The organism is Veillonella parvula, assembly GCF_018378075.1.
In the GTDB taxonomy this organism is placed as follows: Bacteria; Bacillota; Negativicutes; order Veillonellales; family Veillonellaceae; genus Veillonella; species Veillonella parvula_K.
Map to the genome: position 1 here is coordinate 111,494 of NZ_JAGZYE010000006.1, position 17,915 is coordinate 129,408.

Sequence of the window (17,915 nt, forward strand, 5' to 3'; positions counted from 1 at the left end):
TTATACCTTTCTATCAGCTAGATTTTCTACAGCCATCACAAGGAATTCCTTCCCTGGGAAATCACGCACTGCAGCGAGTGCCGCTAGAGCATCTTTACAATATTTATCAGCTACAGCTAATGTATTATCAATGCCACCTTGAGCAATAACATAATCAATAATGTCTTGCTCATTACCACCATTATTTAAGCCTTTAATATCTTCAAGCAATTTATCTTTATTACCATCGTTAACGATACTTAATAACGGATACGTCAATAGTCCCTCTCGAAGATCATTCCCTACAGGCTTTCCCGTTGTCTCCGCTGTTTCACGATAATCCATAATATCGTCTGTAATTTGGAATGCCATGCCTAATGCATGACCATATTTTTTCAACTCTATGATTTCATCCTCTTGCCAATCTCCTAAGAGACCACCAAGCTCCATACAGCCTTCCATGAAGTCTGCTGTTTTCTTTTGCGTCTTTGTCATATAACGCTCTATGCCTTGATCGATGCGATATACATCTTCCATTTGCATGAACTCACCTTCTACGAGGCATGTAATAATATGAGAGAATACTTGAAGATACTTCATATTCGTCATTTCAGATACGATTTTAAATGCTTTGGCAAATAAATAATCACCACTAAGGATAGCTACCTTATTACCTTTATGCATGTGAATTGTATCCTCCCCACGGCGAATTTCAGCTTGATCTAAAACATCGTCATGGATAAGTGTTGCTAAATGAAGCATTTCAACAGCCTCAGCAATTTTAATGCGTTGACGCTCTATAGATGTACCTGCATTAGCAATCAATAGACACAATTGAGCGCGCAAACGCTTACCACCTGCTGCTGATAACGGTCGAATCAGTGCATTGAAGTCCTCTGCACCGGTATTAAAAGATGATGCAAGAGACTCTTCGACATGCTCTAAATCTAGAGCAATGCGTTCCATAATCTCTAATTCGTTCGTTTGACTCATGCTTCATCTCCTACCAAAATTTTATTGATTCGTTGTTGTAAAAGCTCACGTCCAGTATGCTTTAAAGAGCTGTACAAAATCGGCGGGGTAGCCGTTGGATATAGTTCTTTAATAATAGACAAGTTTGCAGACTTTTCTTTAGCCGTCAATTTATCGGCCTTGGTCACTACAATTTGTAACGGAACACCGGCTTCGACGAGCCAATCAAAGGCCACCTTATCAATGGTCATTTCAGGATGGCGACCATCGATAAGCAAACACAACAACATCAATCGTTCAGAATGTAAAATATAATCGGCAATAAAGGAAGACCACAGATTGCGGTTTCCTTTATTTGTCTTTGCAAAACCATAACCAGGAAGGTCCACAAGAAACCAGTTATATCTGCGTTCCTCGGTGTCAGAAATATCCTCTTTTGATTCAATATCAAAGTAGTTTATCGTCTTAGTCTTACCTGGCTGACCACTAACGAGGGCTAACCCACGATAGTTACATAAAGAATTAATCAACGAAGACTTGCCCACATTAGAGCGTCCAAGGAAGGCGATTTCTACGGTATCCCCTTCAGGATATTGATCCGCCTTCACACAGGAAGTATTATATTTTGCAGCTATAATACGAGGCCCCTTTGGTTCTTTTCGTGTATATTGTGGTTTTGGGCCCATTGGTTTAGTGGATTTTTTCTTCTTTTGCATTACACAAGTGCCTTTGCTAATACTTCATCCATTGTCTTAACTGGCGTAATGATGAGGCCTTCTTTCACAATGTCAGGTAATTCTGCAATATCCTTTTCATTGCCTTTTGGAATCAATACCTCTTTTATACCATGAGACAAGGCTGCTAATAATTTTTCTTTTAAGCCGCCTATTGGTAATACGCGGCCACGCAATGTGATTTCACCAGTCATGGCAATATCAGAACGAACCTTGCGGTTAGTCAAAATAGATACCATAGCTAATGTCATTGTAATACCTGCAGAAGGACCATCTTTAGGGGTTGCCCCTTCTGGCAAGTGAACGTGAATATCAAGCTTTTTATAAAAATCTTCTTCAATCTTTAAAGCTTTTGCATTATGGCGAATATAACTCATAGCCGCTTGACCAGACTCTTGCATAACCTTGCCGAGACTACCAGTTAAAGCCAATTTACCGGTACCATTCATAGTTGTAGCTTCACATGGTAATACTACACCACCAACAGATGTCCAAGCTAATCCATTTACATAGCCAACTTGTGCTTTCTTTTCTCGCTCTTGGTCAACAAAGATTGGTGCGCCTAAGAATTCGTGCAGATTCTTAGTAGTGACTTTTGGTGCGTCTCCGCCTTCTTCAACTACTTTGAAAGCAATCTTACGGCAAATCTTAGCAATTGTTTTCTCTAAAGTACGAACACCTGCTTCGCGAGTATATTCGGAAATTACCTTTCTTAACACAGCATCAGATAATTTAACCTTGTAATCTTCAAGGCCATTTTTCTTAATTTGCTTAGGTGTTAAGTAACGCTTAGCAATTTCTAGTTTTTCTTCTTCCATATAGCTGGACAACTCAATAATTTCCATACGATCTAACAATGGACCAGGAATATTAGATGCTACATTAGCCGTAGTAATCCAGAAAACTTCAGAGAAGTCGAACGGTACTTCGATAAAGTGATCACTAAATGTGCTATTTTGTTCTGGATCCAATACTTCTAATAACGCTGAAGATGGATCACCTTTATAATCAGATGCTAATTTATCAATTTCATCCAATAAAAATACAGGATTCTTAGTACCTACATTTTTTAACCCCTGAATCATACGACCAGGTAAAGCACCAATATAAGTACGTCGATGTCCACGAATTTCAGCTTCATCACGAACACCACCTAAGGATGCACGGATAAACTTACGATTCATTGCTTTAGCAATAGAGGTAGCCAAAGAGGTTTTACCAACGCCTGGTGGGCCTACTAAACAAAGAATAGAGCCACTATTTTTACCGGTTAATTTACGAACCGCTAAAAATTCTAAAATGCGTTTCTTAACCTTTTCAAGGCCATAATGATCGGCTTCGAGCATAGCATGAGCGCCCTTGATATCTAAGCGGTCTTCCGTTAATTCATTCCACGGTAATGCCAATACCCAATCTAGGTAATTGCGCAAAATTGTTGCTTCCGGCATCAATTGAGGCATGCGGCTGTAACGAGAAATTTCTTTATCAATACGCGTATGTACGTCTTCACTTAGGTTAAGTGCTTTTAACTTAACTCGTAGTTCTTCTGCCTCCTCCTCGGGATCTCCTTTATCACCCAACTCATCGTGGATAACGCGGATTTTTTCGCGCAAAAAATATTCCTTCTGCGCTTTTTCCATAGATTGACGCACTTGATTATTGATGGAATTTTCCAAATCAGAGATTTGTAATTCCATATTTAAAATGCCTACAATCATGTTAAGACGACGAGCTACAGATAATTCTTCAAGTAACTCTTGACGTTTCAAATTATTAATAGGCAATAGAAATGCAACTTGGTCAGCTAATTCACAAGGATTGCGTAATTCCATAACGCGCGTTACACCTTCATCAGTAACTGATTTAGCTTCTTCTGCCCATTCGCCAAATTTAGCTTGAACCAAACGACGATAAGCTTCAAGCTCTACATCGTCTTCAAATTCAGACGCCACTCGTTCATAGTCTCCTATATAATAAGGGTCCATGCTAGTAATATTCATAAGACGAATACGAGTGATGCCCTCTACAAGAACACGTACTATACCACCTGGTAAGCGCAACATTTGTTTAATTTTTACTAATGTACCCATTTGGGCTAAATCATGAACTGTTGGTGCATCTACAGCATCATCTTTTTGAGTTACGACGGCTAAAATGCGGTCCTCATTCATTGCGGCTTCCACCGCCTTAATGGATTTGTCTCGACCGATATCGAGGTGAATCACGATATTCGGGTATACTACCATGCCTCTGAGAGGTACGGTAGGGATCCCAACTTCGAGTAAATTCATACTTCCTCCAGGTATATATATTATGAAAAGAAACTCATTCCTACACAGAAATGAGTTTCTTCGAATTACGATTTCAACTGGATGTCTTGGTCTGCCTCATTTTTGAGTATAGGTTCACCTGTGCTTAATACGGATTCACGATTCACAATGCACTTAGTTACTTCCGGCATGGAAGGAACCTCAAACATTACGCGTTTCATCACCTTTTCAATGATAGCACGCAAACCACGAGCACCTGTTTTTCGCTGTAATGCTTCATCAGCGATTTCTTCTAATGCATCTTCAGTGAAAGTTAACTCTACACCATCAAGGGATAGAATTTTTTCATATTGTTTTGTTAATGCATTTTTAGGCTTTGTCAAAATTTGAATTAATGCATCTCTGTCTAATTGATCTAATGTCACCATTACAGGCAAACGTCCAATAAACTCAGGGATCAAACCAAATTTTAATAAATCTTCAGGTACAACATCTTTTAAGATAGCCGATATATTACGTTCTTCTTTACGCTGTACATCTGCACCAAAACCAAGTGTTTTCTTAGCGGTACGCTTAGTAATAACCTTGTCCATACCATCAAATGCTCCACCACAAATAAAGAGAATATTCGTAGTGTCGATTTGAAGCATTTCCTGATTAGGATGCTTTCTACCACCTTGAGGAGGAACAGAAGCAACGGTACCTTCTAAGATTTTAAGCAATGCTTGTTGTACACCTTCACCAGACACATCACGTGTAATAGAAGGATTTTCAGACTTACGAGCAATTTTATCGATTTCATCGATATAGATAATGCCACGTTCAGCCCGAGCTATATCATAATCTGCAGCTTGAATAATTTTGAGTAGGATGTTTTCTACATCTTCCCCCACATACCCAGCTTCAGTTAAGCTTGTAGCATCTGCAATAGCAAATGGTACTTCTAGCATTTTCGCTAAGGTTTGAGCCAATAGTGTTTTACCACTACCAGTAGGACCAATGAACAATACATTAGCCTTTTGTAATTCTACATCATCTACTACATTATCTGTTTGTAAGCGTTTGTAGTGATTATATACGGCCACAGCTAAAGAGATTTTAGCATCATCTTGACCAATAACATATTCGTCAAGATGAGCTTTAATTTCTCTAGGCGTTGGCAATTCTTTTAAATTGAAGTCGTCCGTCTCAACCGCACCCAACTCATCTGCAATGATGCGTTCACAAACTTCAACGCATTCGTCACAAATATACACGTTAGGACCCGCCACTAATTTGCGGACTTCTTCGCTTGTGCGTCCACAAAAACTGCAGCGCATAGTATCTTTATCTTTTGCCAAGGGGCGCCTCCATTACTTGCTTTCTACAGGTTCTCTTGTGAGTACCTCATCGATTAAGCCGTATTCAACGGCATCCTGAGCACTCATGAAGTTATCGCGATCTGTATCGCGAGCTACTACTTCAATATCTTGTCCACTGCGAGAAGCTAAGATACCATTTAACTCTTCACGCATGCGAAGAATCTCACGGGCATGGATTTCAATTTCAGATGCTTGCCCTTGCACACCGCCTAATGGTTGGTGAATCATGATGCGCGCATGAGGCAACGCATATCGTTTACCTTTAGTGCCAGCTGTTAAAAGCACAGCACCCATGCTCGCTGCAGAGCCTACACAAATAGTAGACACATCTGGTTTGATATATTGCATCGTATCATAAATAGCCATGCCAGCAGTTACAACACCGCCAGGGCTATTGATGTACAAATGGATATCCTTATCAGGATCCTCTGCTTCTAGGAATAACATTTGCGCAATAACCGCATTTGCCACATTATCATCGATGGGGCCACCAAGGAAAATAATGCGATCCTTTAACAAGCGAGAGTAAATATCATAGGAACGCTCTCCGCGTTCACCTTGTTCAACTACGATTGGTACATACATATAATCACCTTTTCATGTACCTAGTTGAGCAAACTATTATTCAGCCGCTTCAGCGCCTTTTGCATTATCAATAATGAATCGAGCTGCTTTTTTGCGAGCTACAGAGCCTGCCAACATAGCTACACGACCTTCTTTTGCAATAATATCCCAAACTTCTTTAGGATCTGCCCCAAAGTTTTGAGCCATAATGAAGATTTCACGGTTCATATCATCTGGAGTTACTTCGATACCTTCAGCAGTTGCAATAGCATCCAATACTAAATCAGCGCGTACGTTTTCAGCTGCGGAATCTTTGTATTCAGAGCGTAAATCTTCGATAGTTTTATTGGAGAATTTCAAGTAGTCATCAAGTTTCAAGCCACGGCCTTCCATATTCATAGCCAATTCTTGAATCATTTGTTCTACGCGATCTTTAATCATTACTTCTGGGATTTCTACAGTTGCATTTTTAACAGCTGTTTGAATCAAGTCAGCATTGTAAGTATCGATTGCACGACGGGAAGCTTCTTCCTCCATTTTAGTGCGAAGATCTTTTTTCAATTCTTCAATAGTTTCGTAAGAGCTTGCTTCTTTTGCAAATTCATCATTCAATTCAGGCAATTCTTTACGTTTAATATCATGGATATGAGTTTTGAATTCTGCTTCTTTACCAGCAAGTTCTGCTACGAAGTAGTCTTCAGGGAATGTTACTTTTACAGTTACATCATCACCAGCTTTAGCGCCAATTAATTGATCTTCGAAGCCAGGAATGAAGCTACCAGAACCGATTTGTAATGGGTAGGATTTACCTTCACCACCATCAAAAGGTTTACCATCAACGGAACCAGCAAAGTCGATTACTGCGAAGTCATCTTTTTGAATTGTAGCGCCTTCTTCAGCAACAACCATTTTTGCTTGTTGTTCACGAATATTGTTCAACTGTTCTTCGATTTGTTCATCAGATACTGTAGCATCTTGTTTTTCTGCTTCTAAGCCTTTGTAATCGCCAAGTTTAACTTCAGGGCGTTTAGTTACAGTAGCTTTGAAAATCAAATCTTTGCCTTCTTCGAATTGTTCTCGTTCGATTTCAGGTTCAGATACAGGCACAATATCATTTTCACGAAGTGCAGCACTATAGTTTTGGCTAGCCAATACTTCAAATGCTTCTTCCAAGATAGCTTCTTTGCCGAAGTTCATTTCCAAAATACGGCGAGGCGCATGTCCTTTACGGAAGCCAGGGATGTTCACTTGACCTGCAATGCGTTTTACAGCTTGTTTAATGCCCTTATCTACTTCTGCTGCAGGTACTTCAATAGTTAACGTTACTACGTGTTGATCAACAGGATTTACAGTTGCTTTCATTTAAAATATGTCCTCCTCGAAGGGCAATATGCCCAAATTTCTGTAGTATATTATGCACTCCTAATAATAACATAAATGCAAGGTCAATGCAATTCTTCTCAATATACACTAAAAGACCACCCCAAAATGGGTGGTCTTTACATATTTTACATAATTATGCTAATTAGTTATCTTTAGCAATCAATTTGATAATGTCACGACGAGACAAAATCCCGATCAAACGATACTCTTTATCTACAACTGGCACATTTTTCAAATGTTGATCAAGCATAACAGATACAATTTCTTCTACATCTTTATCCGGTGTGGTTGTAATTACTTCATCAGTCATCAACTCATGAACGTGAGATGCCAATAATTTTTTGAATTGAGCATTGTATTCGCCAATGCCATTGTAATAGATGCTAGCGCCTAATACATTAACATAATGAGGCACATGAGGACGTACTTTTTTATATAGTAAATCACCTTCAGAGATAATACCTAACAACTTATTATCATCATCCACTACGGACACCGCTGTTAAATTATATTTAACCAACAAATCAGCTACATCAGAAATCGGCGCATCTTTGCCAACAGTAACAGGGTATTTATTCATTACTTCTTGGATTTTCATAGTGAATTCCTCCTTACAAATACATCTTGCTTTATTATACTATTCGCCACAGTATAATAAAACTCCTTTTTTCTGAAAGTATTATACAAATAATTTTTAAATCTACTTCTTCTACCAATGATAAGGTTCATTGCGATTAATTTTTGATGCTCGATATATTTGCTCTACGAGTAACAATCGAACCATTTGATGTGTAAAAGTCATAGGGCTAAAGGATAATTTATAATTTGCAGTCTGACGTAATGTATCACTCACCCCAAAGGCACCACCAATAATGAAGGCCATATCGCTCACACCATCCACCTCAAGTTTAGATACCGTCTTAGCGAGTTCTTCAGAGGACATCGTTTTGCCATACACATCAAGTAATACGGTATACGCATTTTTAGGAACCGCTTTTAATAAACGGTCTCCTTCTTCGGCAACAACTTGTTTGCGATCCGCATCACTCGGCTTATCTCCAATTTTACTTTCATTCAGCTCTGTAATTGTAATACCACCATAGGGACGCATACGTTTCACAAACTCTGCTACACCCTCACGTAAATAAGCATCCTTCAATTTACCAATACAGACTATATAAAATCTCATTTTTACCTCTTCACAGATTGGATGGACACGATTTCATTAGGTTGACCATGTTGCAGCTTCATTTCAGGTCCAATACGAACACCACCATCCACAAGCATTTTACCAATGGTTTGAGTAACAAGGACAGCGTTATTATTATTTTCAGATCGATGAGCCAATATAACTTGCATAAAATTAGGACGCTTCATCATGAGTAGAGCTTGTGCAGCCATTTCATTACTCAAATGACCTTCATCACTAGCCACACGTTGTTTTAAAAACGGCTGATAGGGTCCGAAACGCAACATATGCGGATCATAATTTGCCTCTAGCACTAACAGCGTCGTATCATCAAGCCTGCGTAAAATATCATCTGAAATCACACCTGTATCAGTAACAACAGTTGCCTTATCGTTCCCAGCAAACACATTTATTCCAATTGGATCAGCCGCATCATGACTTACCGAAAACGGCTCTACGGTGAGACCGCCCAACGTTAAACTGCCCTTTGTAAGCTCAATCAATCGATTCTTCGGTACGATTAACTTATCTTGAATTTCACGCCATGTGCCCTGCTTCGTATACACAGGAAGATCAAATCGTTTTAGTAATTGTTGTAGTCCCGCAATATGATCACTATGTTCATGACTGACGAATATGCCCTCCACCTGAGCCATGTCTATATGCAATTCTTTTAACCCATTGACAATGCGCCGGCAACTAATGCCTACATCATGCAATATGACAGAGTTCCCTTTTTTTATTACTGTACAATTGCCCTTGCTACCACTGGCAAGGACATGGACCTCCAACGGTGATGATTCACTCATCAAAACACTCCATATACTTAATCATAAATCTATTATTTCTGTAAAAGTCAATAGCTTAGTTATTTAGTTAAACATTGTATTAACTCATTTAAATTCAAGCTATTATTACGTTCTTTCAGATAATTTAGTCAAACGCTCTACAAAGTACGACATATTAGCCTCAATATCTGGTCCTCGACGGAACATGTCACCGCCAACGAGGAACATAGTATCATTTCCGTACAGCTCAACGAGTTCATTAAGACGAGCATCTGTAACACCACCACCCGGTGCCGGGCAAGCTGCTTTCATCAAGCCCATTGGTCGTTTAATGTAAGAGGAAATTCTCTTGCATTGTTCCTCTGTAAAAGTAAAGCGTCCACCATAAGATACGAAAATTGACATATCAGCCCCAAAGATACGAGGTAATAAACCTAGTTGTAAATAGTCAGCTACTCCAGATACACCAGGGCTTACAAATCCACCAGAATAAGCTGGATGATGAATAATGGGCAATCGTAAGTTTTCATCAGTAGCTAATTTGTGTAACCAACCGAAACCAACGAGACCTGCAGCCACCATGAGAGCTGTAGCACCAGCCTCTTTGGCAAAATAAGCGCGTTCTAACACATCTGTACCATCACCTGATACGTTTGCAGCATATAAAGTATGTGTACCATGTACAGCATTCATTTCCTGTACCATAGCAGCACATCGTTTTACACGATCTTTATATTGAGAGAAGGACTGATTAGAAATACCATGATCATCCTTTATGACATCTGCACCACCACGTGTGTAAGCGCCACACATACGAGCCAATTCTACATTCGGTGTGCCCATCGGCTTTACAACGGCTTGAATCATTGGACGCGTCGGGGTTTCCACTAATCGACGAATTCCTTGTAAGCCAAATTGTGGTCCCTTAAACACATCGTAAAGTGTTGGACATAGTTCAATATCTACTACCCAAATATGTGGCTGTAACGAAGAATTACCAAAGACAACATTTAAAAATTGTGTAGCCTCTAAGGCCGTGGTATCTACGTGATATGAAATACGAGCCAAATAGTAACGAGAGGTGTCAATTACAGCATTTGGCATCACACCTACATTGATATAAGGAGAGTCTTCTACTATAGGTTCAAGAGATTCTAGTCGACCAGTAATAGTTTCTTTAATGTATGGATCCGTTACAAACTCATAAGGAAATTCTATAGTTTGCTCCACTTGAACAGCCCAAGCAATTGATTTTGCTTCTTCATATGTACTCGCTTCTATTCTATATGTAACTATAAATCGCTCGTCTTTCATAATGCGTCTCCTTTGCAATAATATTATTTAATTATATACCAAAGTAGTATACGATTCCATAAAAAAAGACCTCACTCCAAATCAGAGTGAGATCTTTTTAACAAACGAAACCATATATATTGATGTTTTACCTATACTAACAAGGTTTCTACTGTGAGAGACAATACATATAATCGCATGAGAGTAAACTCGTCTAACTATATCTTATTGGTAGAAATGTTTAGGATAACCTTTGAATCGTGTGAAGTGGCGATATTTACGAGTCGCACGATTAGGTTCGTTAACAGTTTTATAACCAAAACCATTAAACATTACATTTAAAATAACAGCTACTATACTACCAGCTGTGATACCAGATTTCAAAAGAATTTGAGCCCATGCTGGAAAGTGTGTATAGAATTGAGGTGCTGCAAGAGGAATCATGGATACCCCAATACTAATGGCAACTAGCATCAGGTTATAGTTACCATCGAAACTAACTTTACCAAGAGAACGAATCCCACTGGCGATAATCATGCCGAACATAGCAATCCCTGCGCCCCCTAGTACAGCATTTGGAATACAAGCTACGATAGCGGCTAATTTAGGGAAAAGGCCTAATAAAATTAAAATTACACCAGATGCTGCTACAACGAAACGACTCTTAACACGTGTTACAGCAATAAGACCTACGTTTTGAGCAAATGCTGTATACGGAAAACTATTAAGGATACCACCAATAATAGTAGACAAGCCATCCGCGCGAAGTACCGCAGCCAATTCATTTTGACCAATAGGTTTATCTACAATTTCACCTACCGCAATACTATCACCAGTTGTTTCTACCATAACTACGAGCATTACAATAATCATAGATACAATAGAAGCAAAGTCAAAGGTTGGAAGACCAAAATAGAATGGTGTTACAACAGAAATCCATTGAGAACGTCCTACCTCTGAAAAATCTGTAATACCAACAATCATAGCTAAGGCTGTACCGAGAATAAGGCCAACTAAGATTGCCAAATTACCAAGGAAACCTTTACCAAATCGATAAGTTAATATAACGAGAACAAATGTAGCTACACCAAGAGCTATGTATAGTGGATCGCCAAAGTTTTTATTGCCTACGCCACCCCCCATCCAGTTAACAGCTACTGGCATCAAGTTGATACCAATAATAGTAATGATAGTACCTGTTACTACAGGTGGGAATAGCCGAATCAAACGACTGAAAAATGGTGCCACAAGGAATGTAAAGAGACCAGCTACGATAATCGCACCGTAAATCGTATTGATATCATGCTGTTGACCAATCATAATCATAGGGCCTACAGAAGCAAATGTAACACCTTGAATAAGAGGAATACGCCCGCCAACTGGTCCGAATCCTAATGTTTGAATCAATGTAGCTACACCACATGTAAATAAGTCAGCTGTAATCAAACGAATTAAATCTTCAATTGGCAAATGCATAGCTTGTGCAATAATAATTGGTACAGCTACTGCCCCAGCATACATAGCCAGAACGTGCTGTAAACCATAAGCGAATAACTGCGGGATTGGCAGCATACCATCTACATGGTCGACACCAGATGCACCTTTACTCATAAGAATCACCTCATATCTTACGTTTTAGTTACTAGTTAAACAATATAGTCATACTATCGTACATGATAGAGTTTAGAAATCTCATCGACTTCACGTGGGAACCTTGATGGCTAGGGGCAAAAGCCCCTACCATTAAGCAAATATTCTATTTTTTATAACCTGTATGTTTAATCGGCAAGGACCTACGTGGTTCTCCGTCGATACGACGATACGCATTTGCAATAGCCGGTGCAATCGGAATGCTAGAGATTTCGCCAATACCTTTAGCTCCGTATGCATATTGTTCTGGTGTCCCTTTTTCGATAAGACTTACATGAATTGGAGGACATTGGGTAGCTCTAAGAAGTCCTAGCGTACCGTATTTAGATGTTACATACCCTTCTTTATAAGGGAAGTCTTCTGTAACGGCATAACCCATTCCCATAATGGCACCACCTTCGGCCTGACCTGTACAGGATTGAGGGTTCACTACACGACCTACATCGTATGCTACATGTAAATTAGCAACCTTATTGTCTTCACCAATTGTTGCTACACATGCACCATAACCATAGGCAACGTGATTTTTTGGATGCGATTTATCAGAATTAAATGGATCTGTTTCACCGAGGAACTCTTCATAAATCTCTACGCCATTCAGTTCTTCTAATGTTTTAGAATCTAACATTTCTTTTAAGCGAAGACTTGCTTTGCGCGTTGCTTCACCGGTAAAGAGCGTTTGGCGAGATGCAGTAGTTGTACCAGAATCTGGTGTGCGTACTGTATCAGGACATTCTACAAATACTTTATCCGCCGTTAAGCCTGTTGTTTCACAAAGTACTTGTGTTGCCATAGTAGCCATGCCTTGACCAATACAAGCAGCACCCGTACGAATACGAACTTTACCATCACGTACTTCTAAAATAACGCGACCCGTATCAGGTAGTCCTACACCAATACCACTATTTTTCAAACATACCGCAAGACCAGTACGATCAGAGGCATAATATGCATCTTTTACAGCTTCCAAACATTCTACTAAAGCGGTTTCTTTGGAACAAATTTGGCCATTTGGTAATGAGTCACCAGGGCGCACAACATTTTTATAGCGGAATTCCCAAGGATCCATGCCTACTAACGCAGCTAATTCATCAATATTTTGCTCTTGACCAAAGATAGTTTGTGTTACGCCGAACCCACGGAATGCACCACCAGGAACAGTATTTGTATAAACACATACACCATCAAAGGCAAAATTATCAAAGTGATAAGGGCCACAAGAATGAGTACCAGCACGTTGAAGTACAGGACCACCTAAAGATGCATACGCGCCACAATTAGAAATGATATTTACCTTACTTGCTACCAGATTACCTTCTGCATCACAAGCTGTTGTAATATCCATTTCCATCGCATGACGTTTAGTATGGATATTAAGACTTTCTTGACGAGAGAATAGAACCTTAGTTGGTTTACCTGTAAGCCAAGCTACGAGAGATGCATGATGCTGTACGGTCATATCCTCTTTACCACCAAAGCCGCCACCTACGAGCATGCTATGAACCTTTACAGATTCATTTGGAATGCCAAGCATACGAGCAACTTCACGCCGATCATCATAAACATTTTGGCTACCTGAATGCAGATGAATTTCGTCTCCCTCACGATATGCAACGGCACATTCTGGTTCCATAAATGCATGGTCGGTTTGAGGCGTAGAATAATGATTTGTTACTACAAAAGCAGCCTCTGCAATAGCCTTATCTACATCGCCACGAGATAACGTTTGACGAGACAATACATTTCCCTCTGGATGTAATTGAGGAGCATCTGGTTTTAGCGCTTCCAATGGATCTAGTATAGGTTCTAATTCAGTATAATCAACTTCAACTAAAGCCAATACTTCATCTAGATACTTCTTCTCAGTAGTTGCTACCAATGCAATTGCATCGCCTACATAACGTGTAATATCACCTTCGGCGATAAGTACATCCCAATCCGGTACTAAATGACCAGTCTTATTGAATGGTACATCCTTAGCAGTCAATGCCGTTACACATGCTGGATGTTCAAGAGCTTTAGACACATCAACACGATCAACTCTAGCTCGTGGGTATTTAGAACGCAATGCTTTGGCATAAATCATGCCATCCATATAGATATCATCAGAGTATTGTCCAGTACCTAATGCTTTTTCCTCAGCATCTACACGGTGTAAACGAGCGCCTACATTACCATTTGTATCCTTTTCTGGAACTGGTAAGTTCTCACGGAACATTTTTGCAGCTAACATAATGCCCTCTTCAATTTTTACATAGCCTGTACAACGGCAAATATTACCTAATATCGCCTTTTTAACATCGTCAGGTGTAGGGTCATTATTTTCGTCAATCAATACTTTTGCACTAATAATCATACCTGGTATACAGAAACCACACTGCACCGCTCCGCATTCACCAAAAGCATAGGTGTATACTGCTTTTTCTCGTTCAGATAAACCTTCAATCGTGACAATTGATTTACCATCTAATTGAGATAGTTTGCTTACACAAGCCTTTGCTTTTTTTCCGTCTATAATTACTGTACACGTACCACATGCACCAGCACTACAACCTTCTTTAGTGCCCGTCAACTTTAAATCAGCTCGCAAGAAATCAATTAAACGTTGATCCTCTTGAACCTCATATTGGGTGCCATTCACTTGAAAGCGGTACATATATAGCCCTCCTCTCATTAAGGAATACATTCACCAAGATATGATTCTGTTAAGGATCCATCTTGTACCACATGGTGACCTCTAAGGATAACATCTCGAACCTTGCCAGTTACAGATATTCCTTCGTAAGGTATATAGTCAGCCTTTGTATGGGCGGACTCTTTTGAAAGCACATGTTCTATATGCTTATCTACAATTGTTATATCCCCATCACTACCTACAGCTAATGTACCCTTCTTGGGATACATGCCATATAGCTTTGCTGGGTTTTCACTAACTAATTTCATAAAATCTACAGCGCTCATATTGCATTGATTAACCAACACATCATAAGCAATGATACCCCGTTCTTCGGCTCCAGGAATACCTCCAGGAATTCGGGTAAAGTCATACCGACTCTTTAATTTTTGGTCATTAAAGGTAAAGCTACAATGGTCGGAACCAATGGTTTGAAAAACACCATTTACTAGTGCATCCTTCAATGCCATTTGATCTTGTATCGTTCTAAGTGGAGGACTCATCACAAATTTAACCCCTTCAAAATCAGGTAATTTATATCGTGATTCATCAAGCACCAAATACTGTGGACATGTTTCACAAGTGACTTGATGTCCTAATGCCCGCTCACGTAGAACTTCATCTACGCCTTCTTTAGAACTTACATGCACAATATGCACGGGATACTCTAATGCAGCACCAATTGTACTAAATCGCTTAATCGCTTCCGATTCAATCATGGCCGGTCTTGTGAGTGGATGATTGTCTACATCTAATTCACCACGTTTACGTTTATCTGCTACAAAGGCATCGATAAGATCACCGTTTTCACAGTGAGCCCCTACAAGCGCACCCGTTGGTTTTATAGCTTCAATAGCATCATAAATTTCTCGATCTGTTAAACGGAAGCCATACGCTAAGTACACTTTAAAGGATGATACACCAGCTTCTACAACCTTTGGTATTTCATGAGATACCTCTTCATTCATTTCTACAAGCTCCATATGGAATTTGTAGTCACAGGAGCAATGCCCTAAGGCACGCTCCTTGTGAACTTCTAAACCTTTACAAAGGGATCCTTCCTCAGGAGAAGCAAAGTTAATAATTGATGTTGTCCCACCAAGAATAGCGGCTTTTGTACCACTATCAAAATCATCTGCAGTAGACGCCAAGGCATTTGTCATTTGAAAGTGTGTATGAGGATCAATAAATCCAGGGAACACATAGCAACCTTTTGCATCAATTACTTTAGCCCCGTCTGGAACAGGAATGTGTTCATCGATGGCGACAATTTTGTCGCTATCAATTAATAAATCTCCGGTAAGGATTCGATCAGTTAAGACCAAGTCCCCTTGTTGTATGATAATCATGATACATAGTACACATGCTCTTTACAGAAGGCATGTACGACTCCTTTCAATTCTTCAGGTAATGCATCGATGTCACATACTGCTTCTTCACCTTTGAAGCGATAACCACAGCTAGTGCCTTTGATGTAGAAACCATCATTTGTACTATCTGCTAAAGCTTCAGCATTGTGGAAGAATGTAATGCGATCCTTGTATGGTTGACAAGGTTCTACGCAATGACATGCACAGTTACCACACTCATTACAGCTTTGATCAACATGGACGATCAATTTAGCATCATTTACAGTAACGACTTCATTACATCTATTAGGACATACGCGAACACAAGCACCACACACTACGCGGCAGTGATAGTCAGAACTACGTGTGCCTGGGAAGGATGGCATTGCTTCACGTTTTTTCTTCATTGTATCGCTCTTCTTGAAGATTTTATTTTCACTAATGTCTTTAGCAAGTTTAGCGATGAGATCTTTATGAACTTTTAAAGCAGCATTGTAATCAGTAGATTCCACTTCGTCTGCTAAGCCTTTGAAAGTATTGTAACCTTCACCTTGTAGAAGAATTGTACATACTGTTACAGGCCAAATACCACAATCAAAGATAGCTTTGATATTTTGTTTTACAGCACCACCGCTATAAGACATAGGCAAACGTTCGCCGAATTGAGCACTTAAGAGCTCAGCTACACCAATTGTTACAGGTAACAAGGATTTACCAGACATATACATTTGCTCGCCTGGCAATTCATTGTTGTGAATTTGTACAGGGAATGTATTTGTCAATTTAACACCGAAAATCTTATTGTGTTTTTCACCAAGAGCGATAAGACGCTCTAACATCGGAACAGCTTTATCGAATTGAAGGTCAACTTCAAACTGATGATCTTCAAAGTCAATGTATTCAAAACCAGCGTTATCCAATAATTCTCTAATGCGTTTTGGCCCTAACAATGTAGGGTTGCATTTTAAGTATAAATGAAGACCTTTTTCACTGATAAGGTACGAACAAATGGATTCGATTTCTTCTGCTGGGCAACCGTGCATTGTGGACAATGTAATTGCTTGGCAAAGTTCATCACTGATAGAGTTGATATAATCAGCATCAATATGCTCAAATTCATCTACATGGTCAAGACACCATTGTTTACATGTATCCCACATAGGAGATTGAGATGCATTTCGCATTGTATTGATGAATTTATCAACCATAGGGCTCTTAATACCAGCCAAGTTATAGCCAACACTCATGATGAATAAAAATCCATCTGGATCACCTAAACCTAATTCTTTAGAGATTAATTTCAATGCGAACCAAGCTTTGATATATTCATCAGCAGCTTCATCACAGCTATATTCAGAAGACCACTCTACGTTATATGCTTCGTCTACAGAGTAGATACAAGGTCTAGGAATACCTAATTCTTCACCATACATAATTTGTACGGTTTTTAATTCGATGCAACGAGCACCAGCTACATAGGATGCCACAATGTTTTGTGCCAACTGTGTATTAGGGCCAGCTGCTGGGCCTACAGGATTTTCAATAGATTTACCAAAGATAGATAAGCGTTGATCATGATTCGTACGATGAATTTTATTTACATTGTAAATACGATTGTACATCTTGTACTCAGTCATAATGTGGTTCATCAAATTTCCGAAACTTACCGGATACATAATGTCACTCATAATGTCACACTCCTTTAAAGC

Annotated in this window: 14 protein-coding genes; all 14 read right to left on the reverse strand. The window is 39.4% G+C overall.

Features of this window, described 5'->3' with window-relative positions:
• Window positions 1-972 carry a polyprenyl synthetase family protein gene (locus KH286_RS06950; protein WP_004698598.1) on the reverse strand — a complete coding sequence of 324 codons (972 nt, stop codon included), beginning with the start codon at window positions 970-972 and terminating at the stop codon, window positions 1-3.
• Window positions 969-1,667: a ribosome biogenesis GTP-binding protein YihA/YsxC gene (yihA, locus tag KH286_RS06955; RefSeq protein WP_004698657.1), complete on the reverse strand. Its 699-nt coding sequence runs from the start codon at window positions 1,665-1,667 to the stop codon at window positions 969-971. Before yihA ends, KH286_RS06950 begins: the two co-directional genes overlap by 4 nt.
• Entirely contained in the window at window positions 1,667-3,976 is a 2,310-nt protein-coding gene (gene lon / locus KH286_RS06960) for an endopeptidase La (RefSeq protein ID WP_004696511.1), read from the reverse strand. Before lon ends, yihA begins: the two co-directional genes overlap by 1 nt.
• Before the next feature lie 65 nt (window positions 3,977-4,041).
• Entirely contained in the window at window positions 4,042-5,295 is a 1,254-nt protein-coding gene (gene clpX, locus KH286_RS06965) for an ATP-dependent protease ATP-binding subunit ClpX (RefSeq protein ID WP_004698679.1), read from the reverse strand.
• Window positions 5,296-5,307: 12 nt separating this feature from the next.
• Window positions 5,308-5,901 (reverse strand): ATP-dependent Clp endopeptidase proteolytic subunit ClpP, encoded by a 594-nt coding sequence (clpP, locus tag KH286_RS06970; protein WP_004696517.1) that lies wholly within the window; start codon window positions 5,899-5,901, stop codon window positions 5,308-5,310.
• A gap of 36 nt (window positions 5,902-5,937) precedes the next feature.
• The gene (tig, locus tag KH286_RS06975) at window positions 5,938-7,242 is read right to left on the reverse strand and encodes a trigger factor (protein WP_004698674.1); all 1,305 of its coding nucleotides are present in this window, start codon (window positions 7,240-7,242) and stop codon (window positions 5,938-5,940) included.
• Window positions 7,243-7,405: 163 nt separating this feature from the next.
• Window positions 7,406-7,861 (reverse strand): CBS domain-containing protein, encoded by a 456-nt coding sequence (locus tag KH286_RS06980; RefSeq protein ID WP_004696521.1) that lies wholly within the window; start codon window positions 7,859-7,861, stop codon window positions 7,406-7,408.
• A 111-nt stretch (window positions 7,862-7,972) separates the two neighbouring features.
• Complete coding sequence (rlmH, locus tag KH286_RS06985; protein ID WP_004698704.1) at window positions 7,973-8,452, reverse strand: 23S rRNA (pseudouridine(1915)-N(3))-methyltransferase RlmH; 480 nt, start codon at window positions 8,450-8,452, stop codon at window positions 7,973-7,975.
• Between the two features lie 2 nt (window positions 8,453-8,454).
• The gene (locus tag KH286_RS06990; protein ID WP_004698746.1) at window positions 8,455-9,261 is read right to left on the reverse strand and encodes an MBL fold metallo-hydrolase; all 807 of its coding nucleotides are present in this window, start codon (window positions 9,259-9,261) and stop codon (window positions 8,455-8,457) included.
• Between the two features lie 105 nt (window positions 9,262-9,366).
• The gene (locus tag KH286_RS06995) at window positions 9,367-10,554 is read right to left on the reverse strand and encodes a RuBisCO large subunit C-terminal-like domain-containing protein (RefSeq protein WP_004698549.1); all 1,188 of its coding nucleotides are present in this window, start codon (window positions 10,552-10,554) and stop codon (window positions 9,367-9,369) included.
• A gap of 204 nt (window positions 10,555-10,758) precedes the next feature.
• Window positions 10,759-12,144 (reverse strand): nucleobase:cation symporter-2 family protein, encoded by a 1,386-nt coding sequence (locus KH286_RS07000; RefSeq protein WP_004698561.1) that lies wholly within the window; start codon window positions 12,142-12,144, stop codon window positions 10,759-10,761.
• 145 nt (window positions 12,145-12,289) lie between these two features.
• Window positions 12,290-14,839, reverse strand: a complete 2,550-nt coding sequence (gene xdh, locus KH286_RS07005; RefSeq protein ID WP_278617780.1) for a selenium-dependent xanthine dehydrogenase — start codon at window positions 14,837-14,839, stop codon at window positions 12,290-12,292.
• A 17-nt stretch (window positions 14,840-14,856) separates the two neighbouring features.
• Entirely contained in the window at window positions 14,857-16,206 is a 1,350-nt protein-coding gene (gene hydA / locus KH286_RS07010; protein ID WP_004698618.1) for a dihydropyrimidinase, read from the reverse strand.
• Window positions 16,203-17,894: a selenate reductase gene (locus KH286_RS07015; RefSeq protein WP_004698536.1), complete on the reverse strand. Its 1,692-nt coding sequence runs from the start codon at window positions 17,892-17,894 to the stop codon at window positions 16,203-16,205. The genes hydA and KH286_RS07015 overlap by 4 nt, the downstream gene beginning before the upstream one ends.
• Window positions 17,895-17,915 lie beyond the last annotated feature (21 nt).

Excerpts from the sequence above, each read along its gene's own strand:
- KH286_RS06950 (WP_004698598.1), bottom strand. The coding sequence starts at position 972 with ATGAGTCAAACGAACGAATTAGAGATTATGGAACGCATTGCTCTAGAT.
- yihA (WP_004698657.1), bottom strand. The coding sequence starts at position 1,667 with ATGCAAAAGAAGAAAAAATCCACTAAACCAATGGGCCCAAAACCACAA.
- lon (WP_004696511.1), bottom strand. The coding sequence starts at position 3,976 with ATGAATTTACTCGAAGTTGGGATCCCTACCGTACCTCTCAGAGGCATG.
- clpP (WP_004696517.1), bottom strand. The coding sequence starts at position 5,901 with ATGTATGTACCAATCGTAGTTGAACAAGGTGAACGCGGAGAGCGTTCC.
- tig (WP_004698674.1), bottom strand. The coding sequence starts at position 7,242 with ATGAAAGCAACTGTAAATCCTGTTGATCAACACGTAGTAACGTTAACT.
- KH286_RS06980 (WP_004696521.1), bottom strand. The coding sequence starts at position 7,861 with ATGAAAATCCAAGAAGTAATGAATAAATACCCTGTTACTGTTGGCAAA.
- rlmH (WP_004698704.1), bottom strand. The coding sequence starts at position 8,452 with ATGAGATTTTATATAGTCTGTATTGGTAAATTGAAGGATGCTTATTTA.
- KH286_RS06990 (WP_004698746.1), bottom strand. The coding sequence starts at position 9,261 with ATGAGTGAATCATCACCGTTGGAGGTCCATGTCCTTGCCAGTGGTAGC.
- KH286_RS06995 (WP_004698549.1), bottom strand. The coding sequence starts at position 10,554 with ATGAAAGACGAGCGATTTATAGTTACATATAGAATAGAAGCGAGTACA.
- KH286_RS07000 (WP_004698561.1), bottom strand. The coding sequence starts at position 12,144 with ATGAGTAAAGGTGCATCTGGTGTCGACCATGTAGATGGTATGCTGCCA.
- xdh (WP_278617780.1), bottom strand. The coding sequence starts at position 14,839 with ATGTACCGCTTTCAAGTGAATGGCACCCAATATGAGGTTCAAGAGGAT.
- hydA (WP_004698618.1), bottom strand. The coding sequence starts at position 16,206 with ATGATTATCATACAACAAGGGGACTTGGTCTTAACTGATCGAATCCTT.
- KH286_RS07015 (WP_004698536.1), bottom strand. The coding sequence starts at position 17,894 with ATGAGTGACATTATGTATCCGGTAAGTTTCGGAAATTTGATGAACCAC.